The sequence below is a fragment of the Leisingera aquimarina DSM 24565 genome (assembly GCF_000473165.1).
Lineage (GTDB): Bacteria > Pseudomonadota > Alphaproteobacteria > Rhodobacterales > Rhodobacteraceae > Leisingera > Leisingera aquimarina.
In genome coordinates this window covers 1,823,238-1,848,387 of the sequence record NZ_KI421504.1, presented here as the reverse complement: position 1 = coordinate 1,848,387, position 25,150 = coordinate 1,823,238, and the positions used below count along the sequence as shown (strand labels likewise).

Annotated in this window: 14 protein-coding genes, 1 tRNA gene and 3 pseudogenes; 9 read left to right on the top strand and 9 right to left on the bottom strand. The window is 58.7% G+C overall.

Features of this window, described 5'->3' with window-relative positions:
• The first annotated feature begins 85 nt into the window (after positions 1-85).
• The 6 genes from AQUI_RS0113165 (at position 86) to AQUI_RS0113140 (ending at position 9,695) form a co-directional block, all read left to right on the top strand.
• Positions 86-1,294, top strand: coding sequence for an NnrS family protein (locus AQUI_RS0113165; protein ID WP_027257927.1), 1,209 nt, complete (start codon positions 86-88; stop codon positions 1,292-1,294).
• A gap of 128 nt (positions 1,295-1,422) precedes the next feature.
• Positions 1,423-2,424 carry a cytochrome-c peroxidase gene (locus tag AQUI_RS0113160; RefSeq protein ID WP_027257926.1) on the top strand — a complete coding sequence of 334 codons (1,002 nt, stop codon included), beginning with the start codon at positions 1,423-1,425 and terminating at the stop codon, positions 2,422-2,424.
• Positions 2,425-2,449: 25 nt separating this feature from the next.
• Entirely contained in the window at positions 2,450-4,828 is a 2,379-nt protein-coding gene (locus AQUI_RS27905) for a response regulator (RefSeq protein WP_051371892.1), read from the top strand.
• Positions 4,829-5,064: 236 nt separating this feature from the next.
• Positions 5,065-7,149 carry a peroxidase family protein gene (locus AQUI_RS0113150; protein WP_027257925.1) on the top strand — a complete coding sequence of 695 codons (2,085 nt, stop codon included), beginning with the start codon at positions 5,065-5,067 and terminating at the stop codon, positions 7,147-7,149.
• 240 nt (positions 7,150-7,389) lie between these two features.
• Complete coding sequence (locus AQUI_RS0113145; protein WP_027257924.1) at positions 7,390-9,321, top strand: acyl CoA:acetate/3-ketoacid CoA transferase; 1,932 nt, start codon at positions 7,390-7,392, stop codon at positions 9,319-9,321.
• A 299-nt stretch (positions 9,322-9,620) separates the two neighbouring features.
• Positions 9,621-9,695, top strand: a tRNA-Gln gene (locus tag AQUI_RS0113140).
• 706 nt (positions 9,696-10,401) lie between these two features.
• Here AQUI_RS0113140 and AQUI_RS0113135 read toward each other — a convergent pair.
• Both AQUI_RS0113135 and AQUI_RS27900 read right to left on the bottom strand, forming a co-directional pair.
• The gene (locus AQUI_RS0113135) at positions 10,402-11,709 is read right to left on the bottom strand and encodes a hypothetical protein (protein WP_169730790.1); all 1,308 of its coding nucleotides are present in this window, start codon (positions 11,707-11,709) and stop codon (positions 10,402-10,404) included.
• Between the two features lie 277 nt (positions 11,710-11,986).
• Positions 11,987-13,113: pseudogene (locus tag AQUI_RS27900) on the bottom strand (IS3 family transposase).
• Positions 13,114-13,287: 174 nt separating this feature from the next.
• Between AQUI_RS27900 and AQUI_RS30745 the strand changes: the two are divergent.
• Entirely contained in the window at positions 13,288-13,518 is a 231-nt protein-coding gene (locus AQUI_RS30745) for a hypothetical protein (RefSeq protein WP_156916825.1), read from the top strand.
• Positions 13,519-14,619: 1,101 nt separating this feature from the next.
• Here AQUI_RS30745 and AQUI_RS0113110 read toward each other — a convergent pair.
• Positions 14,620-16,506, bottom strand: a complete 1,887-nt coding sequence (locus AQUI_RS0113110; RefSeq protein WP_027257920.1) for an adenylate/guanylate cyclase domain-containing protein — start codon at positions 16,504-16,506, stop codon at positions 14,620-14,622.
• A gap of 337 nt (positions 16,507-16,843) precedes the next feature.
• Here AQUI_RS0113110 and AQUI_RS0113105 point away from each other — a divergent pair, with 337 nt between their 5' ends.
• Entirely contained in the window at positions 16,844-18,016 is a 1,173-nt protein-coding gene (locus tag AQUI_RS0113105; RefSeq protein ID WP_027257919.1) for an IS5 family transposase, read from the top strand.
• Between the two features lie 122 nt (positions 18,017-18,138).
• On the opposite strand, the gene AQUI_RS0113100 is transcribed toward AQUI_RS0113105, so the two are convergent.
• Positions 18,139-19,071, bottom strand: coding sequence for an IS5 family transposase (locus AQUI_RS0113100; RefSeq protein WP_027257918.1), 933 nt, complete (start codon positions 19,069-19,071; stop codon positions 18,139-18,141).
• 646 nt (positions 19,072-19,717) lie between these two features.
• Positions 19,718-20,116: pseudogene (locus tag AQUI_RS31950) on the bottom strand (recombinase family protein); the annotation flags it as partial.
• Positions 20,117-20,163: 47 nt separating this feature from the next.
• On the opposite strand from AQUI_RS31950, the pseudogene AQUI_RS29975 reads away from it, so the two are divergent.
• Positions 20,164-20,528 (top strand): annotated as a pseudogene (locus tag AQUI_RS29975) (transposase); the annotation flags it as partial.
• A 639-nt stretch (positions 20,529-21,167) separates the two neighbouring features.
• Here the strand turns inward: AQUI_RS29975 and AQUI_RS0113090 are convergent.
• The 4 genes from AQUI_RS0113090 to AQUI_RS0113075 all read right to left on the bottom strand — a co-directional run bounded on the left by AQUI_RS0113090 (position 21,168) and on the right by AQUI_RS0113075 (position 25,136).
• Positions 21,168-22,310 (bottom strand): zinc-dependent alcohol dehydrogenase family protein, encoded by a 1,143-nt coding sequence (locus tag AQUI_RS0113090; protein ID WP_245596918.1) that lies wholly within the window; start codon positions 22,308-22,310, stop codon positions 21,168-21,170.
• Between the two features lie 29 nt (positions 22,311-22,339).
• Positions 22,340-23,248, bottom strand: coding sequence for a 2OG-Fe(II) oxygenase family protein (locus tag AQUI_RS0113085; protein ID WP_027257916.1), 909 nt, complete (start codon positions 23,246-23,248; stop codon positions 22,340-22,342).
• A gap of 152 nt (positions 23,249-23,400) precedes the next feature.
• Complete coding sequence (locus tag AQUI_RS0113080) at positions 23,401-24,246, bottom strand: enoyl-CoA hydratase/isomerase family protein (protein ID WP_027257915.1); 846 nt, start codon at positions 24,244-24,246, stop codon at positions 23,401-23,403.
• Between the two features lie 101 nt (positions 24,247-24,347).
• Positions 24,348-25,136: an SDR family NAD(P)-dependent oxidoreductase gene (locus AQUI_RS0113075; RefSeq protein WP_027257914.1), complete on the bottom strand. Its 789-nt coding sequence runs from the start codon at positions 25,134-25,136 to the stop codon at positions 24,348-24,350.
• Between the last annotated feature and the right edge of the window lie 14 nt (positions 25,137-25,150).

The following is a 25,150-nucleotide window of genomic DNA, read 5'->3' as shown; positions in this document are numbered from 1 at the left end:
AAGATTGCGTCCCTTGCGCTGAACCGGCGGGCGGCACCTGACCAGTGCCGCCCGCCTGTCTTTGACCGGACGTATGGAGGCCGTGATGGCTGCGCGAACCGACTATACCGGACCTGTTCTGTTTTCCTTCGGCTTCAGGCCGTTTTTTCTAGGCGCCTGCCTGTTTGCGCTGGCCGTGATCCCGGCCTGGCTGCTGATCTGGCGAGGCGATCTGGATTACAGCGGCCCGTTTCTGCCAACCGACTGGCACATCCACGAGATGATCTTCGGCTATGGCGCCGCCGTTGTGGCGGGCTTTTTGTTCACCGCGGTTCCCAACTGGACCGGGCGGATGTCCGCCCGCGGCTGGCCGCTGGCGCTGCTCTCTGGCCTTTGGCTGCTGGGACGGTTCGCCGCTGCCGGCTGGCTGGGGCTGCCCGCGCTGGGAGTGATGGCAGTAGACTGCGCCTTTCTGGCCGCTGTGGTTGTGATGATCGCACGCGAGATCATCGCGGGCGAAAACTGGCGCAACCTTAAGGTCCTGGTGCCGGTTACCCTGCTCGGCCTGGCCAATGCCTGCTTCTATATTGAGGCAATGACCGAGGGAGCGGCTGATATCTCGCGCCGATTGGGAATTGCTGTGCTGATCTTTCTGATCATGCTGATCGGCGGGCGGATCATCCCCAGTTTCACCCGCAACTGGCTGGCCAAACACGGCGCCGAGAAGATGCCGGTTCCATTCGGCACATTCGATGCCGTGACCCTCGCGTCGGGTGCTGCCGCTTTACTCGCCTGGACCGCAGCACCCTGGGCTGCCGTCAGCGGCGTGCTGCTTTTGGCGGCCGGACTGCTGCACGCCCTGCGGCTGGCACGCTGGTGCGGGCTGGCCGGCCTGGGCGAGCCGCTGCTGTTCATGCTGCATGCGGCCTATGCGCTGGTGCCTGCAGGGCTGATTGCCGCTGCGGCAGTGCCATCTGGCTTGCTCGAACCCGCCGCGGCCGCGCATATTCTGGGTATCGGCGCCGTTGGAGGCATGACACTGGCCGTCATGATGCGCGCCACCATGGGCCACAGCGGCCGCCCGCTGGTTGCAGGCCCGGCTCTGACCGCTGCCTTTGCACTGGTCATAGCGTCTGCCGCTTTGCGGGTTGCAGGCAGCACCGAACTGGCCGCAGGTTGGACCGGCATCACCGTATCCGGAGGTTTATGGACCGCAGGGTTTGCGCTGATGGTGCTGAAAACCGGTCCCTGGCTGGCAACCCGGCGTGCGGGACCCAAGAAAGTGTCAGGGACGCAGGCCCAGCACCGGACCTAGTGCACACATGAGGCCGTAGAGACGGCAAAGCTTACGCAAATTTAACGGCCTTCTCAGAGAGTGCTATTCCGGGTAACTAGGCTTTGGATCCGGGTAACTAGGCTTTGGATAGTGTGGGGAGGTCCTAAATGCAGTGGAAAGCTGCTGCCGCTGCTGTAGTGCCGCTGCTGCTATGGGCCGTCCAGAGCCTGGCGCAACCCGCCGGGCTTGAAGCATTCAAGCGGCCTGCTGCCGTGCCGTTCCCGGAGGCTGCGCCCTACAGCCGCGAAATTGCCACCTTAGGCAAAATGCTGTTCTTCGATCCGCGCCTGTCCGGCGGCCGGAACATCAGCTGCTCAAGCTGCCACAACCCTTCTTTCGGCTGGGAAACCCCGGTTCCCAAAGCCATTGGTGCTGCAAATAAGCCGGTGCGCCGCCATGCGCCGACACTCCTGAACGCCGCCTGGATCACCCCGCTGTTCTGGGACGGGCGCGCGGACAGCCTGGAACAGCAGGCTATTGGACCAATTACTGCTCCGGATGAGATGAACGCGACCTTTGACGGCATCACCGCCCGCCTGACTGCGGTGCATGAATACAATTTCTGGTTCGAGCGCCTGTTCCCTGGGCGGGGGATCCGCAAGGAGACCGTCCTGACCGCACTCGCCACCTATCAGCGCACGATTGTCAGCGGCGTAGCCAGTTTCGACCGCTGGGTAAGCGGGGATGCAACTGCAGTGCCGGAGGCCGCCAAACGCGGCTTTGCACTGTTTAATGGGCGGGCGAATTGCGTGTCTTGTCATTCCGGCTGGATGTTCACGGACAACCAGCTGCATGACATCGGGATGCAAACAACCGATCTGGGCGGCGGCGGCCTGACACCGGCGGATCCAGACCAGAACTACCGTTTCAAGACCCCCGGGCTGCGCAACATCGCTCTGCGGGCGCCTTACATGCACGACGGCTCGTTCACCTCGTTGCGGGACGTGGTCCGCCATTATGCCGGCGGCGGCGCGGCCAGGGCAACCCGGACGCCGGATATCGAGGGTTTTGCCGCCACCGAAGCGGAAATCACCGACCTGATCGCCTTTCTGCAAACGCTGACGGATACTGAAACCAATGTGCCAACCCCTATTCTGCCGGCGAACTGAAGCGCATGGCTGAGGGTTCCCGCTTATGAATATCAAACGCTCCACCGTGCTGCCGGTTCTGGTGATTGCGGTTGCGGCACTGCTCGCGGCGCTGCTGATCGGCAGCATGGCGATGTATGCCTCCAGCCGGAAAGACGCGGTGCTGGAATCGTCGCTTGAGGTGACCCGGCGCGCCAGCGGCGTCAGCACGGGCATCACTGCCGCCCAAGTTTATGCCCAAGACGTTCTGGCGATGACGCGGCTGATCCCGCAGGAGGAAGTGGCCAGCCAGTTTCAATCTCAACTCAAGGAAATCAACAGCGATCTCAGCGCATTGCTGAAGCAGCCGCTGCCCGGGCCATTGCGGGCCGAGGCTGAAACCCTGAACCATGCGCTGTCGGAGTGGTGCGAGTTGGCGGTTGTGCTTTTGGGCATCAAACCTGCACAGGAAGTCCCCACACTAAGCACATTGATGATGAGCAGCGAGGCCGTTACCCGGCAAGCTGCCACCGTGACCGGCCTGGCGGCTGTGCATGCCGAACAGGCCGTTGCGGCGGCAAACCGGGCGTTGTCCCGTATTTTTGTTCTGGGACTGACCGGTACTGCACTGCTTATGCTTGCAGCACTGATTTTTGCCATGCGCAAGGCACATGCCATCTCTGGCTCGATGCAATTGGCGGCTTCCAAACTGCGGCGGCTGGCGAGCCGGGAGCAATCTGCGCCGTCCCACGAAGCATGTGAGATTTCTGCGGTATTTGCGGCGCTGGACACGCTGGAATTCAGCTTGGTGGAAAAGAAGCGGATCGCCGAGCGGCTGCAGCAGGAAAAAGCCCGGGCAGAAGCGGCCACCGAGACCAAATCCCGCTTCCTGGCAACGATGAGCCACGAAATCCGCACGCCGATCAACGGGGTTCTGGGGATGGCGGAAGTGCTGAATGAAACCAGCCTGACATCTGAACAGCAGTCCTGCACCGGCACCATCCTGGCATCGTCCGAGGCGCTGTTGCGCATCGTCAACGACATTCTCGATTTCTCCAAGCTGGAGGCCGGAAAAGAGCAGATGCTGGAGCAGCCCTTCAACCTGCGCGACGTGATTTATGACGTCGCCACGCTGATGTCGCCCAGCGCATCCGCCAAGGGGCTGGAAATCTGTATCGACATCCCGGAAAACACGCCTGCCGTCTTTACCGGCGACAGCGGCCGGGTGCGGCAGGTTCTGATGAACCTGGTGGGCAACGCGGTAAAGTTCACCCTGGAAGGTTTTATCAGCATTACCCTTAACTACGACGCCAGCCATGCTATTCCACTGTGCATCGATGTACGCGACACCGGGGTGGGTATCCCCGAAGACAGTATCGGCCAGATCTTTCATGCCTTCGAGCAGGTCGAAAGCACCACCGCCCGGCGTTTTGAGGGCACTGGCCTGGGTCTGGCCATCTCGTCGCGTCTGGCGCAGGCTATGGGCGGGCGGATCGATGTGGACTCGGAGGTCGGCACAGGGTCCTGCTTCACTGTTTGCCTGACCCTGCCGGTTGCCGCTCCGGTGCCGCCCCCTGCCCGGCCGCTTGCGGGCAAACTGGTGGCTGTGGCTGCGGATCTGGCCTTTGCCCGCGACGTGCGGCTGCGCCAGCTGGCTCTCTGGGGGGCAGACACAATCGCGCTTCACGGCATGGACGGCCTACCGGAGAAAGTGGCCGCAATGGCTGCAGACCAGCAGCAACCGGATCTGGTGCTGGTTGAAACCAGCCTGCCGCTGGAGCAAGCCAGAAGCCTGTGCAGGAACCTGCACAGCTTACCTGGGTGCCGGGACATGCCGATCGTTTTCTGCACCGGCGGCCAGTTGCTGGCCGAATATGAAGCGCTGAAGGAGTGCAAGACTTTGCGTGTGCTGATGAAACCGGCACGCAACAAACTGCTTCTGCAGACCCTGCAGGAGGTCCTGAACACCGGCGCACCCGTGGCTGCCGCCGCTGCGCTGCCCAGCACCGGGCAAACAGCCGGCCAATTCAGCCACTTGCGCCTGCTGGCAGCTGAGGACAATCGCACCAACCAGCTGGTTTTGCAGAAAATGCTGGCCCCTTCCGGCATTCAGCTGACCATTTGCAGCAATGGGCGGGAGGCGGTGGACACCTTCGCCGCACAACGCTTCGATCTGGTGCTGATGGACATGTCGATGCCGGTGATGGATGGCCTTGAAGCCACCCGCTGCCTGCGGGCCTGGGAGCAAGAGAACGGCCGGGCGCCCTGCCCGGTCATTGCGCTCACCGCCAATGTGCTGAGCACCGACGAAGCGGCCTGCCGCGCCGCAGGCATGGTTGAATTCCTTTCCAAGCCGATGCGGAAGCAGCAGCTGCTGGAGCAAATCGCCAAATGGGCTGATACTCCGGCCGCCGCTGGAGCAGCGCCGCGGGTCCGTCAAGCCTGACACGCAGGGTCCTGGCCTTTTGCTTCACCTGTGACGCAATGGCGCTGATCCGCCACGAAAATCACGACAATACACAAAATCACACTAATTCGTGATACACTGGATGCCTGTCTGTGTCCCGGTTTGAGTGCATTTCCGGAACCTGGGAAGGCGTTTGCCGACACCGCTCGCACGGGGATTGCGAGCCGCACACAATTGCAGTTTTGGTGAAAGTTAATGAGTGATTGGGGGATCACATGTCCAATTTGCAGATCGGGGCCGCACGCCCCGCCGATGGCTATGCCGCACATTCCGAAAATCCAACTTGGGGGGCAACCGGCACAGGTCTGCTGCATTTAGCGCCCAGCGGCCTGACCTCTGATGGCGGCATGGCCGGGTCAGACCGGCCCAACCCGCGTGAGATTTCAAACATCCTTTCTGCGCAAGACAGCAGCACTCTGAATACTGCCGGCGCATCGGATTTCCTGTGGATCTGGGGGCAGTTTCTGGACCATGACCTGTCCCTGACCGGGGCCGAAAGCCAGACCGGGGCAGATATCGAAGTCCCGGCGGGAGATCCGTTTTTCGATCCCTTCAGCACCGGTGAGGCGGTCATTCCCTTTACCCGCGTGGCACAGCAGGACGGTGAGTACCTCAATGAGATCACCGCATTTATCGATGCCTCCATGATCTATGGCTCGACGGTGGAAACTGTCGCAGCAATGCGGGACGAAGGCGGCGGGCTGCGGATGACCAAGGACGGGTATCTGGCCCGGGATGGCGACGGCTTCCTGACCGGGGACGTCCGCGCCGCAGAAAATGTGCCCCTGTCCTCGATGCACACGATTTTCACCCGCGAGCACAACCGGCTGGTTGAGGAACTGGCCGCAAGGGATCCCGACCTGACAGATGACCAGCTGTTTGAGGCGGCCCGCGCCAGGGTCGAAGCGCTGGTGCAGAGTGTCACCTTCAAGGAGTTTCTCCCCCTTTTGATCGGCCAGGACGCGCTTGGGGGCTATCAGGGCTATGACCCGGACGTGAACCCTGGCATAGCAATCGAGTTTTCTACAGCCGTGTTCCGGCTGGGGCATACGCTTTTGCCGGCCAATCTGCAGCTGGTGGCAGCTGACGGAACCGCCGGCCTGCTGGCGTTGCGGGACGCGTTCTTTCAGCCGCACCTGCTGAAGGAACCGGACATGATCGAAAACGTCATGCGCGGTGCTGCAACCCAAGCCTCCGAAGCAGTTGACACCCTGGTCGTCGAGGATGTGCGTTCGTTCCTGTTCGGGCCGCCCGGCGCGGGCGGACTTGACCTGGCAGCGCTGAACATTCAACGCGGGCGCGATCTGGGGGTTGCCAGCTATAACGGCCTGCGGGAAGCGCTTGGCCTTGACCGGGCAGAAAGCTTTACTGATATCACGCAAGATGCCGGTCTGGCTGCCAGGCTGGAAGAGGCCTACGGCGAGACCGATCTGGTCGACGCTTGGGTTGGCGGGCTGGCCGAAGACCCGTCCGGCGGCGGGCTGCTTGGGGAAACCTTTACCACGGTGATGGTGGACCAGTTCACCCGCCTGCGCGACGGCGATCCATTCTGGAGTGAAGGACGCCAAGGTATTCCCGCCAGCGAGCTGAAGGCACTATGGGACACAAAACTGTCCGATGTAATTCTGCGCAACACCGATCTCAGCGCGGTTCAAAAAGACATCTTTACAGCGATGGACAGAATTCCAGGCACCATGGGTGACGACACATTGGCAGGCGGAACCGGGCGCGATTTCCTGTTCGGCAGCGATGGTGCCGACAGCCTGGCTGGCCGGGCCGGCGGCGATGACCTTCAGGGGGGCCGTGGCAGGGACACGCTTGCAGGCAACCAGGGGGACGATTTCCTGAACGGAGGCGCTGGCCGGGACTATTTGAATGGCGGATCCGGGGAAGACTTCATCTTTGGCGGCACTGGCAAGGATCATCTCACGGGAGGGCAGGACAACGACGAACTGTCAGGCGGGCGCGGCATGGACAGACTGTCCGGTAACCAAGGTAACGACACGCTTGACGGCGGCCTGCATGCCGACACTCTGACCGGCGGCACTGGTAATGATCTGCTGACCGGCGGCGCTGGCGACGACCGTTTTCTGTTCAGGACCCGGCACCATGGGGATGATACCATAACAGATTTTGAACTTGGCCTTGATGAAATCAAAGTGACGGGTCCAATGCGCCGAGCATTGCATATTGAGGACACTGAAGGCGGTCTGAAGTTTTCGGATGGTGCAAACTGGTCCGTTGTGCTGGAGGGCATCAGCATGGGCGACTGGTTTCAATCCGGCGACAGCCTGTTCTGACTGCAACCGGGCTGATGCGCGGCCACCTGGATGAGACACGCTGCCCGCCGCATCGGCAACAGCCAGCCGCCGATCGGAAACTTCGCCCCAGCCCGCAGGGCGTCATGTCGTATGTCCCCCATCCGCTGACGCAATCAAAGGACAGGCGCCGCCCGGCCCGCGGCTAGAATGCCCGATCAGTTTCCGCAAGGCCGCAAAGCCCTGGCGGAAGGCGACAGGCATCGGGGAGGACGCGCCGCCATGAAAGACAAGACAACCACCACCGAACAGGCAATGGCGCTGATCCGGGACGGGGATGTCGTGACCACTACCGGATTTGTGCAAAGCTGCATCCCGGAAATGCTGCACGCGGCCTTGGAAAAGCGGTTCCTCGAGGAAGGCGCGCCCCGCGACCTGACCCTGATCATGTGCGCAGGCGCCGGTGACAGCAAGGGTCTGGGAACCGGACGGCTGCACCACGACGGGCTGCTGCGCAGGGTGATTGCTGGCAACTTCGGACGGATGCCCAAGGTTGCGCAGGCAGCGCAAGAGAACAAGATCTGCGGCTACAACCTGCCGCAGGGGGTGATCTCGCAGCTTTACCGCGCCTGTGCCGCGGGCCAGCCGGGGCTGTTCTCCAAGGTCGGCCTGCACACCTATGTCGACCCGCGCCACGGCGGCGGCAAGGTCAACAAGGTGACCGAGGAGGACATCGTCCGCTACCACGAAGTCGATGGCGAGGAATGGCTGTTCTACAAGGCCACCAAGATCGACGTCGCCTTCATCCGCGGCACCAGCGCCGACCGCTCTGGCAATATCAGCATGGAGCGTGAGGCGCTGACGCTGGACTGCCTGGCCCAGGCGATGGCCGCCCATAACAACGGCGGCATCGTCATCGCCCAGGTCGAGCGCATTGTCGAGGACGGCTCGATCAAACCCAAAGACGTCAAGATCCCCGGCCTGCTGGTGGACTGCGTCTGCTTGGCGGACGACCCGGAAATGCACCGGATGAATTACGGCGTGCAGCACAACCCTGCCCTGTCCGGTGAAATCCGGGTGCCGGTGGAGGGTATCGCCAAGATGCCGCTGGACCAGCGCAAGATCATCGCCCGCCGCGCCGCCTTTGAACTGCCGCCTAATGGCGCGGTGAACCTGGGTGTCGGCGCCCCCGATGGCGTCGGCGCCGTTGCAAACGAAGAAAAGGCCACCCCCTATATCACCCTGACCACCGAGGCCGGGGCAGTCGGCGGCGTACTGGCAGGCGGCTCCAGCTTCGGCTCCTCCGCCAACGCCGACGCCATCATCGACCAGAACCAGATGTTCGATTTCTACGACGGCGGCGGGTTGGACCTCACCTGCCTCGGCATGGCCGAATGCGATGCTGAGGGCAGCGTCAACGCCTCGCGCTTCGGGGGCCGCCTGAATGGCTGCGGCGGCTTCATCAACATCTCGCAAAACTCCCGCGCCGTGGTCTTTGCCGGCACGTTCACCGCTGGCGGACTGAAGGTAGCGGTTGAGGACGGCAAACTGCGCATCGTCCAGGAAGGACGCAACAAGAAATTCGTCCGCCTGATCGAACAGATCACCTTCTCAGGTCCTTATGCTTCGCAGCGCTCACAGCCGGTGCTTTACGTGACCGAACGCTGCGTGCTGCAGCTGACGCCCAAGGGGCTGGAGCTGATCGAGATCGCGCCCGGCATCGACCTGCAGCGCGATATTCTTGACCAGATGGAGTTCAAGCCGATCATCGAGAATGTCACCCAAATGGACCCCCGCATCTTCCGGGATGAGCCGATGGGACTGATGAACGACCTGTTGAACCTGAACCTGCCGGAGCGGATCACTTATGATGCCGCACGCCACACCATGTTCCTCAACCTCGAAGGCTGGAGCGTCAAGAAAAAGCGCGACATCGAGGACCTGACCCGGGTCCTTCAAGATGCCTTTGTCAAAAGCGGCCAGGATGTGAACATGGTGATGAATCAGAACGGCTTCCGCATTGCCGAGGATCTGCAGGATGCCTACGCGGCCGCAGTCGGGCAGACGCTGGAGCGCCACAGCGCCTCGATCGCCCACTATACCACCAGCGCCTTCATGCGCCTGAAAATGCAAGGCACCCTCGCCAGCCGCAGTGTGCAGCCGCATATTTTCGAGAGCGGTGAAGAGGCGCATCAGGCCATTTGGGGGTCCTGAAGCGGACACAAACCCGCGCCAGCCCGTTTCGGGCTGGCCACATCCTCCGCACCCGTCGGCGCGCGCCGGAAAAGCGGGCCGCCCCCTCTTTTATGAACTTGGCAGGCTCTCAAACCGCTTCATGCAAAAGATCCGTAAACCCTTAAGGTGAATACGGTTTCCAAGGGCACCGGCTTGCAGTCAGCTGATGAAAGCTCGGGCCCATGCAGATTTCCTAACGAGAGCGGGACAGGAACTGCATTTTTTTTAAATACCCTCTTGCACCCCCCTGCAACAAACTTTAGACAGCGCCTCACCGATGGGGTGTAGCCAAGTGGTAAGGCAGCAGTTTTTGGTACTGTGCATCGTAGGTTCGAATCCTACCACCCCAGCCATCGGCCTCTCACTGAACACCCCAGCCAACCCGCTGTTGCCGAGCCGCTACCAACTTCCCAGCCTGCCGCTATCGACCCGCTGACCAGTGGTGACGGTGGAGAACTGGTGGTGGCGTTGGCCGGTGTGGTGTGTGGTTAACTATTCACATTGCACTCGGGAAGCTGTGCCAGAACCCACTCTGGTGTTGGTCGAACCATTTCTGGGAGTTCTTGAAGGACATCGTCAACAACTTCAGCGCTTAGCTCGGCTACCTCGCAAGCGTAGTCTGATACCGAGCCTTCAGGGTTTTGCTCTTGACAGGAGCTATAGTCTTGCGCCTCAAAAGCAACTGCAGCACCCGCCCCAACTGCTGGGACCGCAGTGAGAACACGACGCAACCGAGCTTTTGCTTTTGCTCGTGCCACAGCCTTCGTAATCTCTTTCCTATGCTTAACAGCGGTCGTTGCCGCGCTCGCGGTCAAAGATGCTACTTGCAGTGAAAGCTGAAAGGCCCATGTCGCAAGTGTTGCTGAGCAAACGACAAGTCCAGCCGATAACCAAATCAGGAATGTCGCACGCCGAAGCAGCCGTAGAATCTTCAACACTCAATCTCCCACATGGCGAACAAGCCAAGCACAATTAGCAGCTTGTTCTCGCAGATTTAGTTTCTCATCGCGAGGGCGTCTTGAGTCTAGGCCAGGCCAGGAAAAACGATGCCAAACCACTTCATTCGGCACCTTCCTCCTCAACTTCAACGTCTTCCATAGAGGCCTTCTTCACCGGCTGAGGAGGGCCAGGCTGCCAGGCTCGCAGATGCGCAGCCGCCAACTCATAGAACTCCGGAACAACAGCTTCCAGATCCTCAATGAAGGTCTTCCGGCCAGAAAATCTAGCACCAGTTCGCTCCACAAGTTTCACTTCAAAACCATGAGGAACTAAGTCCGGGTTGTCAGCCTGCAATACAGTGGGATCTGCCCGTAATTCGCCTACACACTTGGTTGTCGGCGCTACTCGGCCAGGCCAGAGTCCTGAAACCAACAGTCGCTCATCGTCTTTGGGCAGCATTCTTAGAAGCCAATTCACCCTTGCTTTGGTCGATTTCCGATCTGTGGGTGCTTTGAGTGTCATAGACGCTGAAAAGGTACGCAGCCCCAAATTTGCTACAACGTTGATATCAAGGGCTAAATTGGGAACTTGGAAGGTGCTAGATAGGATTTGGGTATCTACAAGGGTTTGCGCAGCAATGCGCGCTCGAAGCTCTGGGTCATCGGAGTACTTGCGCTCAATGCGAGCTTTGACGGCAGTTCCAATGAATGTTGATAGATGAAGGCTCAGATCTCGCTCTTCAGCGTACCAGCAGGCTACAGCTTCTTCTACTTCTGGTGAGGTTCGTTTCAGAACTGTTTCGTTGGATACAGCCTGAACCAGACCTTTCCACTCCGAACCCATCTGGGTGAACCTCTCTACCCCAGTAGAGGGATGCCCGAGGAACTCCATCAGCTCGTCCATAAGAAAGCTCTGCTCAGCATCCTCAACGCTTCCTTGGAGTGAAAGAAGCTCACACTGGGTAGCGAGCCATGACCACGACCAATGAAAAAGCTCCGTTTTCCTGAGGAGTTTCTTCGGTACTGATACCGGCGAATGGTCCGCACGCGACACGAATTGATTGGAAATAGTAATCACGGCATCGACGCCATTCGCGCGCGCCAGCTCGACGTATCGTACAACCTGATCGTCGGATAGATCGTTTTTGGCAATCTTGGTCTCGACAAGAGCGGTCCAGCGTCGGCTCCCGCTTTCCAGAACAATAAGCCCATCTGGCCTGCAGTCTTGGTCGGTCTTCTCCTTAAGCACAACTTCCGTAAACGTGGAAATTCGGGTACGCGTTCCAACTCTCTGCCCGAGGCTGGCAAGTATTTCCGTTGCCAATGGGGGTACTTGCGTAAGAACAGCCAAGAAAATCGACGTTACGCGGCGCTCTCGATTGGTTTCTGCAAGAACCGGGAAAAGGCGAGCCGGTGATCCAAACTCCACAATATCGGGTAAATCCCTTCAACTAATCTCCTTTAGGGGGAGGTTAGCGAACGGCTACTCTTGGAGCAACAATGAGTATTTTGCTTTCCAATCCGGCATCCCTTAGCGTGTGAAGGCTAAATGTGGGCGTCCTTGAACTCATCAGTCGGAACGAAAAGCAGGAACACCATCAGTGCGAAGTTGGCTGGCGGGACGAGTACCAGCAGGAACCACCATTGATTTACTCCGGTGTCTCGGGTCCGGTGAGCGGCCCCGCTTGAGTGGTCCAAGTTGAAAGTTAGTGCATGGTTGGCCTTTGGTCTACCGGAACAATGGCCTCTGGAGCCGGTGGGCGGTAGCCCAGAGCACTGTGTGGTCGTCTGGTGTTGTAGTGTTTTCTCCAACTTTCGATGATGATCTGGGCTTCCCGCAGCGAGTAAAAGACCTCACCGTTCAGCAGCTCGTCGCGCATGCGCCCGTTGAAGCTTTCGCAATATCCGTTCTCCCACGGTGACCCGGGTTCGATGAATGCGGTCTTAGCCCCAACTGCTTTGATCCAGCCTCTGACGGCCTCAGCTATGAATTCGGGGCCGTTGTCAGACCTGATGTAAGCAGGCACGCCCCGAAGAATGAACAGGTCGGTCAGAACATCAATGACCTCGGTCGAGTTCAGCTGCCGCCTCACCCGGGTCGCCAAACATTCCCGACTGTGTTCGTCCAGAATATTCAATGTCCTGAACGCTCGACCATCGTCTGTTCGATGATGCACGAAGTCGTACGACCAGACGTGATTGCGATACTCTGGCCGCAGCCGAACACACGAACCATTGTTGAGCCAGAGCCGCCCTTTCTTGGGCTGTTTCATGGGAACCTTTAGCCCCTCTCGCCGCCATAGACGTTCGACGCGCTTGTCGTTCACCTGCCAGCCTGCGTCTCACAGCAGAGCGGCAATCCGACGGTAGCCATATCGACCATACTGACGTGTCAGCTCGATCATGTCCTCGACCAGGCGGTCTTCGTCAGCACGCCCAAGTGGCAACCGGCGCTGCGTGGATCGGTGCTGGCCCAGGACGCGGCATACACGGCGTTCGGAAATCTTGATTTGGCTACGCACATGATCGATGCAGGCACGGCGGCGCGAGGGGCTCAGAAGTTTCCCTTTGCGGCCTCTGACAGGATCAGTTTGTCGAGTGTAAGATCTGAAACGGCACGGCGAAGGCGCTCGTTCTCCTTCTGGAGCCGCTTCAGTTCCTTGAGTTGTTCTGTGCCCATTCCGCCGTACTTCTTCTTCCAACGGCAATAGGTTTGTTCCGTCACACTGATCTGCCGAATGGCGTCTATTCGGGGCATGCCTTGCCCCATCAGCACTTCAACCTGCCGTAACTTCACGACAATCTCTTCAGGCTTGGGTCTCTTAATCGCCATCTATGGTCCTCCGCTTTCCTAATCATAGGGGCGGACCACTTCATTGGGGGAGGCTCACGGGCTGAGGCTCTTGATCCTTTCCTTCCAGAGTACTGCCGCGAAGTGGGCGTGATCGCGCACTATGTTCGAGGGGACTGGGAGACCTGTTTTCAAGCAGCCACAGCATTTCCTCGTATGACAAGACGCGCCGCCGCATACCGTGCCGCCGCTGCTTTGCATCTGGACGACGCTGAACGCCTTGAGCGGGCCGTTCGAAGACTTGCAACAGTTGACCCTGAGTTCGATGCCGATGGTTTTTTGTCGGTCGAACGCTTTCGCGAAACGAGCCGAAACACTCAACTGCGTTACGAGATACATCAGGTGCGGTCTCTCATGCACGACAAACCCTTGCGTGCAGTTGTGTAACCTAGACGGTCCACCGATTAATTGTCCGAAGACAAATAGACGGTATTTGAACGATACGCGAATGAGCACCGTTTGGTTCGCCGTCATCTATGTCGACTCTGTCTCGCTCCCTCCCATTTCAGGCGGCACGCGGCCAAGGGTCGGTATGGATTCGATGATCCATGACGCAGTTCAGTGACCGCTTCGGCGCAGTATTCTGTATCGCGGCAAAAGACCTGCTGCAGATGCGAGTAGTTTCTGCATGAGCAATAGCCGTGACCGAAAAAGGCGGGTTCATCCCGCTCTTCAATGATCGGTCCTGGTTGCAGCGAAAAGACGGTTTGAGATTTGGGAATCGTCGTGGCTTCGAATGACCTGTCTGGCGAAATCGGCTGCAACGCAGCAATGAGCGTGCCGCGCCTGCGACCGGATGCTGCGTTAGCAAACACCTGGAAGGGCAACGGCGGCAAGGCGCCGGAGAACAGGGCTGATCGGTGGCATCGGATCGGAACAATCAGCGTGCCCGCGCTGATCGGCGTCGCAGACTTCGCAGCTCAGCCCATCGGCTTCCCAAGCCCTGAACCGCAATCCCCATAGAAACGAAATCCGCCCGCGCTTTCCTCCTTGTCAGATTTATCGCCGCTGCAGCTCACGCTGACAGCAGCCACAAACCTTAGACCAGGACGAAGCCGCTCGCGCGGCACTGGCGCCTGTGGCAGGCGTTTGCATTGATCTGACCGCTGTGCATTTGGGAATGGGCGCGGCTGTCTGACGATTGGTTTGGTTCCATAGAGGCTCACCTAGCTCGATACTGAATGCCAGTTCAGACATTTGTACGAAGCGCAGCATCATGCAAAGTGGGCTCATCGCTGCCCAATGCTTGCGCAACGAGGCCGACGGTCCAGGCCGAACGGAAGCTGCCGTCCATAATTTCGGCCAATCCTTTGAAATCGTGTCGCCAGAAGCAGCGCTCTGCCGTTCCCGCATCGGCAGCAGTTGTTCGTGTGGCAGGCGGCGAAACCTGACTCTGAGCCCAAAGTGCCGGATGCTGCGGAATGCGTGAAGGGCAGCGGTGCGTGCTAGGCGGACGTCGCCGTTTAAGGAGCAACCCAATCCAGCCATTCACTCTGGCCTGTCAGAGAGTCCAAGTTCTTTCAGAATCAAGTAGCGTTTTTCTGGCAATGAATTGTCGACATAAGCGAGATCAAATGCCTTATAGTCCGAAATTGATAGCTGAGGATTTATTTTCCGCGCTTCGTCCATAAGTTCGATAGCGCGGGCTTTTTCGCCGATTTGCCAGGCAGGAATCGCCGCCAACGCAAAAAAATGTGCTCTGTAGGCCTCCGGAGTTGCAGCGAGAAGTTCGTCGGTCAAAGCGAATGCAGCTTCGAATTCTCCTGCGTCCATCATCGCACCGTGTTGATCGGCGATTAACCACCAAAGAGTTACAGGGGTTATCCGAACCGCTCGCGCAAAAAATTCGAGAGACTCCTCGGAATCGCCAATATATTTCAGCACCCAGGCTGTGCCTCGGATCGCACTCGCATCTCCAGGACCGAGACGCACCGCACGTAAAGCCAGGTCTCTGGCTTCATCCGGTCTTTTTTGGATGACTCGAACTAGGGCAAAACTTTCCAGTGACCCTGGCCTGTCTGGATCCAATTCCAATGCGCGCTCCATGTGCGCTTCGGCTAGAGAAATGGAACGGGCTGGATCAGTTGAAAAACCCATACGCGCGTCCATCAGATGGGTGAATCCTATCCGCGATTGCGCTGCAGCATACGAAGGATCAAGATCTGCTGCTCGGGCAAAATGCTGCCGCGCCAAATAGTTGTCGCTTTGCGTGAATTTGACTCGAAGCGCTTCTCCTTTGGCCATCTCGGCAAATGCTTCAAGGTTATCAGTTTCATGCGCGTCAAGACGCTCGCCTGAGACCGTCTTGTCATAAACTTGTTGGACTACGGCAAGCGTTATCTCGTCTTGTACTTTGAAGAAGTCGTCGATCTTGCGATCGAATGTCTCGGACCACAGATGTCTTCCGGCCACCGCATCGATCAATTGCGCGGTCACTCTTATCCTGTCCTCGACCAATTGAACGCTGCCGTCGAGCACATAGCGAACCCCAAATTCCGCAGCCACGTCGCGTACGTCGAAGTCTTTTCCTTTGAACGCAAAGGTCGAACTTTTCGCAATGACCAGGGTCTCAGGCAAATTCGCCAAATTGGCGATAACATTTTCGCTCACTCCGTCAGCGAGATAAATGTTCTGGTCAGCGTCTTCTCCGATATAGTCGAAAGGCATCACGGCGAATGAAGGTCCATCAGGCAAAGCTTGCGACATTTCAGTGAGAAGCACCGGTTCGAAGTCTGTGCGTGATACCCAGAGCCAGGCAGCAATAGCGGTTGTTGCAGCGATCAAGAATGACGCAATCAACAGAAATGAATTGCGGCGGTTTGGTGGCGGCACCTTCAGCGCGGCTTCACCTTCTCGCAGAAGTTGGAATACCCGAACGGCGCGCGCGATGTTCTTGACGTTAATCTCGCCCAAATCTTGCAGGCGAAAAGATAACCGATCACGAACTTGGTCACGCACCGAACGACTAATGATGATACCGCCAGGTGGGGCCAGAGCTTCAAGCCTTGCAGCCACATTCACACCGTCGCCCAAAAGGTCATCACCGTCTTCGACAACGTCACCCGCGTTGATCCCAATCCGATGCAGCATCCTTTCTGCGGCGGGCAGCTCATTGTTGAATTCGCCAATTTTGGTTTGAAAGCCGGTCGCAAAACGGACCGCTTCTACGGCGCTTGTGAACTCAATAAGCATGCTGTCTCCGGCAGTGTTGACAAGCCGTCCGCCGAATTTGGTCAAAAGCGGGTTGATCACTTCCTCGCGCTGTCGATGCAGCATGCCAAGCGCTGCTTCCTCATTGCTGCCAACCAGGCGCGAAAAGTCGACAATGTCACTGGCAAGAACGGTGGTGAGTCGACGTTGCCATGAATGTGCCATTGAGGGTTGGTCTCCTGAGGCGCTGCAAAGTCACCCAGTCGCCGGTATCAGTCGCCGCTAGTCCAGAGAGTAGTACCGGGCAATTGCTGAGTCGAGACAAGTGGACGTGTCGCGGTTTAATGCCGCTCCTTTGATAGCATTTATTGCGGCAAAGGAGACGAACTATGGGAACGAAACGGACGGACGAATTCCGCCAGGATGCAGTGCGCATAGCACTGACCAGTGGGCTGACGCGCAAGCAGGTGGCTTCTGACTTAGCAGGCCGCTGAAGAAGTCGGCTCTCGACGCGGTCTGAGGAACATGATTCATCCTGAGCACAATTTCGGCGGGGGTGATGATGCGCGGGACGGACGAAGCGAGCGGATCGCTTTTCAGCTATGTCGATCTGGAAGAGCGCATCCCCGCGCGGCACCCGCTGCGGAAGATCCGGCAGGTGGTCAACGATGCGCTGGCCAGTCTGGATGCCGATTTCGAGGCGCTCTACACCGATTTCGGCCGCCCCTCGATCCCGCCGGAGCGGCTGATCCGGGCGAGCCTGATCCAAATCCTGTTCTCAATCCGCTCCGAGCGGCAGTTGATGGAACAGATGCGATATAACCTGCTGTTCCGCTGGTTCGTGGGCCTCGGGATCGACGATCCGGTGTGGGTACCGACCGTGTTCACCAAGAACCGCGACCGGCTGCTGACAGCCGATATGTCGCGCAAGGTGATGGCGGCAATTCTGGCGCATCGCGAGGTCGCGCCGCTCCTGTCGGACGAGCATTTCTCGGTCGATGGCACGCTGGTCAAGGCCTGGGCGTCGATGAAGAGCTTCCAGCCGAAGGCAGCGGACACGCGGCCCGGCGATGATGGCCCGGACGACCCGCCCCCGACGTCTGTTAACCCCGCCATACAGCCCGCCCAGACCGAACCTGAGACCGCTCCAATGCCCCACGCCACTCGCCGCAGCCGCAATGCCGAGATCAACTTCAAAGGCGAGAAGCGTTCGAATGCGACCCATGCTTCGGTCACCGACCCGGATGCACGGCTCTATAAGAAATCCGCGGGCACAGGTGCGGTGCGGTGCTTCATGGGGCATGCGCTGATGGAGAACCGGCACGGGCTGGTTGTTCAAGGCGACCTGACCCGCGCTGACGGCCGCGCCGAGCGCAAGGCCGCGCTGGACATGCTGCACTGCCATTCCCCCGGATCGACCCGGCAACTGACCTTGGGTGCCGACAAGGGGTACGATGCGGCCGAATTCGTCGCGGATCTCCGCCAGGCCTGCGTCACCCTACACGTCGCCAGGAAGGCGCGGCATTCAGCAATCGACGGGCGCACAACCAGGCACAAAGGCTATGCCCTGTCCCAGAAGCACCGCAAGAGGATCGAGGAGGCGTTTGGCTGGGCCAAGACCGTTGGCGGCATGTCCCAGACCCTCTATCGCGGCGTCGAACGAGTGCGATCCCGTTTCATTCTCACACTCGCCGCAGGAAATCTCGCTCGGCTACCCCGGTTGTTGGCGGTATGAGGCTGGATGAGGCGGCCACCGGCCCGCTTCCAGCCACCCGCTCCCGAAGATCGATGAGGGAACTCATCGGCGTTGTTGCAGAACTCCTTCTTGAGGCCTGACTACCCCTTTCCCCTCTGACCTTAGGCGACGCGGACGATCTCGGCGGCGCTGAGTGCATTGAAGCGGTTGATGAGGGCGATGCGGATGTGGATTTCGGCGGTTTGGCGGTCAGGGTCTTTAGCGGCGATGCGCTCGCCGAATGCTTTCAAGCAGCGCATCTTTGCCTCGACCCGGCTCCGGGCGTGGTATCCCGTCCAGCGTTTCCAGAAGGCCCGGCCGTAGTGCCGGGTGGCGCGCAAGGTTTCGTTTCTGACCTGTGCAGCCGGGCAGTTTTCTTTCCACGGCCGGCCATTCTTGCGGATAGGGATAATCTGGGCGGCACCACGCTCGATGATGGCGGAGTGGCAACGGCGCGTGTCATAGGCTCCGTCTGCGGTCACGCTGCTGATCTCTTCGCCCTTCGGAATCTGATCGAGCAGTTCCGGCAGGACCGGGCTGTCGCCGTCGCGGCTGGGGGTGAATTCGACAGCACGGATGTCAGACGTGGCAGCATCCATCGCAAGATGCACCTTGCGCCATTGGCGCCGCCCCTGAACGCCGTGCTTGCGGGCCTGCCACTCGCCATCGCCAAGGAATTTGATCCCGGTGCTGTCAACCAGCAGGTTCAGTGGCCCATCGGCGCGGCGATACGGGATCTGGACGGCCAGCGCTTTCAGTCGACGGCACAGCGTAGAGAAATCAGGAACGGGCCAGTCCAGCCCCGCCAGGTGCAAAAGGCTGGCGACCATCCCGGCGGTCTGCCGGAGGGGCAGCTTGAACAGAACCTTGATCGACAGGCAGAACTGGATCGCCGCGTTCGAGAAGACCGGCGGGCGCCCAGCCCGCCCTTCATGCGGCGCGAGCCAGGTCATCTCTTTGTCCAGCCAGATCAGGAGCGAACCGCGCTTCCTGAGCGCATCGTTGTAACTGGACCAATTCGTCGTGCAATAGCGGGCAGGTGCGGGCTTGCTCATCTGCCCCGTCTAACCTCATGGATTCGTGTTGTGAATCCTTAGCGATCAGAGTTCTGCAACAACGCCCTCCCAGGTGCAGCTTCAATTCCACACCGCGGCGGCGCATCTGAAACGGCGCCACCAGGATCAGTCCCGCCTGATTCATCTGCTCCAGGTTGCAGCCAAGGCATTTGGCAAGTAAGCGCGGTTCCAGCTGCACTGTCAGTTCGCCCGGCCGCAGGTCCACCCGCTCAACCAGTGCAAAACAATCTGCTGCATTCTGGATGCCCTTCAATCTCTCTGCTGCTGAAAGCATCTCCGGCGCAGTCCTGTTCTGCGCAATCGACGTTGCGGCGTCGGGTTGGCTCAGGTGCTGCCTGACCAGATCCGCTATCAGCCCCTCCAGCTGTTCTGCCGGCAAACGCCAGGCATCCGGATGCTTCTGACTGCGGTCTTTCACAAGGCGGTGAGAGATGTAGTACCGCAGGCGTTTGCCGTTCTTCCGGCTGTGACTGGGGGTCAGGCGATCACCGGTTTCATCAAAGAGTTTTCCAGCCAGAGGAGAGGTGGTTGCCTTTTGCCTGCTGCCGCGTGTCTTTGATGCTGTGCCCTGTAGCATCTGCTGGACCTGTTCCCACAGACCCGTTTCAATGATCGCCTGATGCTGGCCTTTATAGACCCGACCCTTGTGCTGGATCCGCCCGGCATAAATCGGGTTGCTCAGGATGTGATGGATGTGGCCACGGTCGAAAGCCTTGCCGCCTGTCACGCGCCCGCCTGCCCGCTCGCGGCTGCGGGATCTAAGGCCAAGGTCTTCGGCACGCTCCTTGACGTCCCGGATATTGCCAAGCGTCAGATCGAGCCCGTACAGTTCTCGGATCGTGTCCGCTTCATTCTCATCGACCTTCAGCGTTCGGCCATCTGCCTGGTAGCCGAGCGGGACACTCCCACCCATCCAAAGCCCCTTGCGTTTAGACGCTGCGATCTTGTCGCGGATGGGCTCGGCGGTGACCTCACGCTCAAACTGGGCAAAGCTCAATAGAACATTCAGTGTAAGCCGCCCCATGCTGGTCGCCGTGTTGAAAGACTGAGTAACGGAAACGAAAGAAGCATCCGCGGCATCCGCTGACCTTCAAGGCGGCTGTCGATGATCCTGACCGCTTCAAGCGATCTCGCACAGTGGCCGCACATTTTGGACTGACACTGCGCCATTTCCAGTCGGGTGAACATGATAACCCCGGCGGAATATCAAAGGCGGGTGACAGAGATGTTCGCGCAACTCTGTACGCGGCAGCAAACGCACTGCTCATGCGCACGATGGCCGGGTCACAGATCAAAACCTGGGGAATGCGATTGATGCGCACAAAGGGTCGGCGGCGCGCAGTTGTTGCGTCGCCCGCAAATTGGCCGTTTTGCTGCACCGCATGTGGACAGATGGCACAGAGTTCCGTTCGGAAAAGGTGGAGGGCACGGCATGATCTGAAACGCTCGAAACACAATCTGAACGGGGTCGTCCCTCACCGGACGAGGTTCGTGGATGAAGCCGAAAATGGCTGCTGCGCAACGAGACGCGCGTCTCTAAGCAAGGCTCTCCACTGCCAATCCGACACATGCGTGCAGCGATACCAATAAGGCATCACACGGACTGCGAAGAGAAGCGTGACCCGGATGAGCGACAATCGCCCCAACAAAACAAAGAAAACGAGCTTGACCCAAACATCCAATTAGAGAAGCTGTCGTTGGTCATTCCCCTCCACCGCTGCGGTGCAGACTGTCATTTCAGACTTTCGCTGCACCCGCGTGATTTCAGTAGCGGCGAATTCACACATCGCGGACCTTCCTGCCGTTCGCTGCAGTTGCTCAAACTACGCCGCGGTCGCGAGAAGTTCTAAAGGAAGAGCGGATTGCCGACTTTCGCCGCGGACTGCATAAAGGTTTGTTCCGGGGAGTAATACGCCCTTTTCGGAGGCGCGGAGAGTTGGTTTTCGGGCTCGCTCTCCTGGGAGTATCCCAAATCGGATCATCATCTTCCGCGTTGTTGTATGGCCCCTAAGACTTATAGAGCGGTTGCCACTGCGCTTTCGCCTGGCAACCGCCCATGCAAGCATCCCGTTTGGTTAGACGTCAATGACAACCTTGCCGATGGCCTTTCCGCTTGTCAGGCGGTCATAGGCTCCGCTGACATTATCGAGACCAAATACCTCGCTATCCAGCAAAGGCTTCAATGCGCCTGCGTCTACAATTTTCGCCAGCTCGGCCAAAATCGCGCCATGCTCTTCGCGGCCCTGATTGCTCAGCATGGGCAACAGCATGAATACGATGTGCAGCGACAGGCCTTTGAAATGTGCTGGCGACAGGTCAATTTCCAGCAGCCCAACGGTTGAGGCGATATTGGCGTTGAGCGCTGCGGCCTCGAAGGAATTGGTCATGTTGGCGCCGCCAACTGTATCAAAGACCAGATCAAAACCCGCGCCATCTGTGTATTTTGCCACATAATCGGTGATCTTTTCAGCAGCGAAATCAATTGGTGTCGCACCATATCCTTTTATCACATCCATCTGAGTGCCGCCCGTGCCAGTGGCATAGACATCCGCGCCAAAGTGTTTGGCCAGTTGCACAGCAAGATGACCAACACCACCTGCGCCACCCTGTACCAGAACCTTTTGGCTAGCCGCGATACCTGCGCGTTCAAGCCCTTCGTAGGCCGTGATGCCAACCAGAGGCATGGCTGCGGCTTCGCGCATCGAGATGGATTTAGGTTTGTGGGCGATCAGTCGGGCGTCAGCCAGCATGAATTCGGCCAATGCGCCCTGTAGATCGGCCAGTCCGCCGGCGCAGCCGTAGACCTCATCACCAACGGCAAATTCGTTCACGCCTTCGCCAACGACCTCAATGACTCCGGCAAAATCCATGCCCAATACCGCAGGCAGAGCGGGAGAGAGCGGCAGATCACTGCCCAATGCGCGGATCATTGTATCCACTGTGTTCACGCTGCTGGCCGCAATGCGCACCACAACATGGCCGGAGGTCGGCACTGGCGTGGGCAGATCGGCGGCTTCGAATTTTGCGTTTTCGCCGTAGGCGGTGATGGTCATGGCTTTCATTTTGCACATCCTGAAGACTAAGTGATGTGCAGGAAATATAGAATTATGAAAGGGGGTAAATTGGCCCAAATCTAAGTTCAGTTTTCCGATTTTACATATAATGTGATGCGGCGTCCCTGACAGTCTAAGAGGGCCACCCGCCTTGGGGGACCTCATAAACTGTCCTTAATGGCGCGTGGCTGGCCCTAAAACGGGGAAAAACCGTCCTTTGGTGTTGTCGACACGCTCCAGCGCTGTTTCGCATCAATCTCTGCCTGATGGCCACCAAAGCGGGGCACCTGCCCCTGATCTCCATAGAGCCAGAGCACAAGGTTGGATCGCTCCCCTTTGGTAATCGGCATGGATTCATGGGGCACGCTGCCATGATGGATCAGCGCTTTACCAGGGGCAAAGCTCAGCTCCGCGACCTGCCGGGTTTCTCGATCAAAGAACCTCACACCAGATCCAGAGAACTCCTCTCCGAGCAGATTCAGGTTGAGATTCAGCGTGACAGAGGAGGCATCGGTATGGGCCCGCAAGGAGGTGTCCGCATCCGCCTGCCATTGGATAGAAAACCCAAAGGTCTGGGTGTCATAGCCGACAATATCTGGGAACAGCAGCCGCGAAATTGGCCGCATGTAAGCCTCCATGAGGTTGCGGTAGAAGCTCTGAAAACCCGGCGCGGCGAGGTAGCCTGGTGAACGGCTGTCCAGCATCGCGCCCCCACGGTTCAGCGAAATCCCATAGGGCGGGCGCAGTGGGATCTCAGCGGCGGCGACACTTTCAAGGTAGTCGCGTAGGGCCGCGAGTCGTGCGGGATCAAAGAACTGCGCCTCATAAACGCCGGGGAAGACCTCTTCCCACAGTTCTTTTACCGCGATCTCTGTGCTTGGATCTTGCCAGGCCTGCTCGACGGCTGCGCGCAGTCTGGAGTCATACAGGCTGCTGTCCAGAATGGATTTCAGCGCATCGCCGCCCTCCCATTCCTTCCAGGCCCCCTCAAGCAGGTCTTTGTTTTGGTTCCAGAACTGTTGGACTGTAGGCGTCCTGTGCAGCATCTCTTCGCGCGTGGGTCGTTTGAGCGAGCGCGCGCGTTCAAGTGAAGTTTGTATCATCTCATGTCACTCCTCGTGACTGTCGCGCAGCCTGTTTGGTCTGCGTCTTTCGTTAAAAGAAACCTGACCCCTTGGGCTGGTTTAAGGTTTGTGGGGAAGTGACCCGATGGGCATCCCAAGCATGACTTGGGATGCCCTGCTAGGGGTGGCTGCTATTGGATATCCTGGACTTCCATGACCAAGCTGTTCCAGTTGCGCTGGTTTTCGATGTCATGCTCCAGCCCCTGCTCATCCGCGATGGCAAAGCGTTTTACGGCATTCGTTTTGCTGGTTGCTTGATACAGCCAATAGGCCTCGGCCTTCAGGGCGTCTTCAATTGGTTGGTCGATCGATTCATAAACCATCTGCTTGCAGGCATTGATCGAGTCAGCCGGGAACTTGGCAATGCGATTGGCAAGCGTGTTGACGTAATCGTCAATCTCATCCGCCTCAAAGGCCTTGTTGATCGTACCCATAGCTTCGGCCTCATCAGCGCTGAAATCCCGTGCGCTCAGGATGATCTCCAAGGCACGCCCGAGACCTGTCTGACGGGCCATACGGGATGCGCCGCCGCCGCAGGGCAGAATGCCCATACCGACTTCCATCTGCATGAATTTATATTTGCCACGCACAGCAAAGCGCATGTCGAGCGCCAGCGCCAACTCGTGCCCGCCACCGCGCGCAAAGCCTTCCAGCTTGGCAATCGTGGCCTGAGGCACCCTGCTGATGCGCTCACAGACCGACTGCAGATCAAGCAGTTGCGCCTCTTCGCGCGACACGGCCTCGGTGGACATGTCTTTCAGAAGTTCAGTGTCATAGTGACAGACCCAGATCTCTGGGTTAGCCGATTGAAAGATGACTACTTTGGTGTCGCGGTCACGTTCCAACCGCATGGCAAGACTGTTGAGATCGGCCAGCATTTCCTGGCCCTGCACATTCACTGTCCCAAAATCAAAGGTAACGGTGGCGATTGCGTTTTCGACTTTGACATCAAATGTGATGAAGTTCTCATATTTCATTGGGCTGCCTTTCTTGGGGCCGCGCAGAATGCTCTGGCGGATTGCATTGGTTTTGAAGGGGGGCTGGGGCAAAGGCCCGGTATCAGCCGGACCTTTTCTGTTTAGGGCTGCAGGGTCAGCACATCCTGGATGGCCTGCATCACATCGGCGCTGTGAGCCGCATCCAGCGCAGCCGCATGTGGCTGAGCGAACTGCCCGCTGTCGTTGTCAAAATACTTGCCGCTGGCATCTGCAAAGGAGGCCCCCAATGCGGCTTCGCGCAGGATCTTCACGCCGATGCTCAGATCATTCCCGGCAATGCCAAAGCCTTCTTGGACCATTTTCGAGGCGAGCAAGGATCCCGGGTTCACGGCGACAATCACGGGGCCCTCAGGCAGCTCCTTTGCCATCTCGCGGGACCAGATTGTGATGGCCAGTTTGCTTTGGGCATAGGCGCCCATATCGTCCAGCTTTTTGCGTCCCAGCAGAGCCTCCAGATCAACCGGCGCCTGCGCAGCCGAGGACAGGTTCACGACACGGCCCTCTTTTGCGAGGATCGGTAGCAGGTCACGCGTCAGCGCATAGGGAGCAAAGGTGTTCACCACAAACCTGATATCATAGCCATCTTTGGTCATGGTGTTCGGAGCCTTGAGGATACCGGCATTATTGATAATCACGTCAATCTGGCTGTGCTTTGCCCGGATGCTCTCCGCCAGCGCATGCACATCAGGCAGGTTCGATAGGTCAGCTATATATTGCTCTGTTGTGCCTGCGACAGTTTTCGCCGCCGCCTCAAGCTTGGCCGCGTTGCGACCATGCAGAAGGATTGTATGTCCTTCAGCGGCAAGGGTTTGAGCGGTCAGAAGGCCGATACCATCGGTGGAGCCAGTGATAAGAATTGTCTTGGTCATTGGATGATCTCTCT

What these genes read in the sequence shown, in the direction of transcription:
- AQUI_RS0113165 (WP_027257927.1), top strand. Translation starts at nt 86, where the DNA reads ATGGCTGCGCGAACCGACTATACCGGACCTGTTCTGTTTTCCTTCGGC.
- AQUI_RS0113160 (WP_027257926.1), top strand. Translation starts at nt 1,423, where the DNA reads ATGCAGTGGAAAGCTGCTGCCGCTGCTGTAGTGCCGCTGCTGCTATGG.
- AQUI_RS27905 (WP_051371892.1), top strand. Translation starts at nt 2,450, where the DNA reads ATGAATATCAAACGCTCCACCGTGCTGCCGGTTCTGGTGATTGCGGTT.
- AQUI_RS0113150 (WP_027257925.1), top strand. Translation starts at nt 5,065, where the DNA reads ATGTCCAATTTGCAGATCGGGGCCGCACGCCCCGCCGATGGCTATGCC.
- AQUI_RS0113145 (WP_027257924.1), top strand. Translation starts at nt 7,390, where the DNA reads ATGAAAGACAAGACAACCACCACCGAACAGGCAATGGCGCTGATCCGG.
- AQUI_RS30745 (WP_156916825.1), top strand. Translation starts at nt 13,288, where the DNA reads ATGACAAGACGCGCCGCCGCATACCGTGCCGCCGCTGCTTTGCATCTG.
- AQUI_RS0113110 (WP_027257920.1), bottom strand. Translation starts at nt 16,506, where the DNA reads ATGGCACATTCATGGCAACGTCGACTCACCACCGTTCTTGCCAGTGAC.
- AQUI_RS0113105 (WP_027257919.1), top strand. Translation starts at nt 16,844, where the DNA reads ATGCGCGGGACGGACGAAGCGAGCGGATCGCTTTTCAGCTATGTCGAT.
- AQUI_RS0113100 (WP_027257918.1), bottom strand. Translation starts at nt 19,071, where the DNA reads ATGAGCAAGCCCGCACCTGCCCGCTATTGCACGACGAATTGGTCCAGT.
- AQUI_RS0113090 (WP_245596918.1), bottom strand. Translation starts at nt 22,310, where the DNA reads ATGAGGTCCCCCAAGGCGGGTGGCCCTCTTAGACTGTCAGGGACGCCG.
- AQUI_RS0113085 (WP_027257916.1), bottom strand. Translation starts at nt 23,248, where the DNA reads ATGATACAAACTTCACTTGAACGCGCGCGCTCGCTCAAACGACCCACG.
- AQUI_RS0113080 (WP_027257915.1), bottom strand. Translation starts at nt 24,246, where the DNA reads ATGAAATATGAGAACTTCATCACATTTGATGTCAAAGTCGAAAACGCA.
- AQUI_RS0113075 (WP_027257914.1), bottom strand. Translation starts at nt 25,136, where the DNA reads ATGACCAAGACAATTCTTATCACTGGCTCCACCGATGGTATCGGCCTT.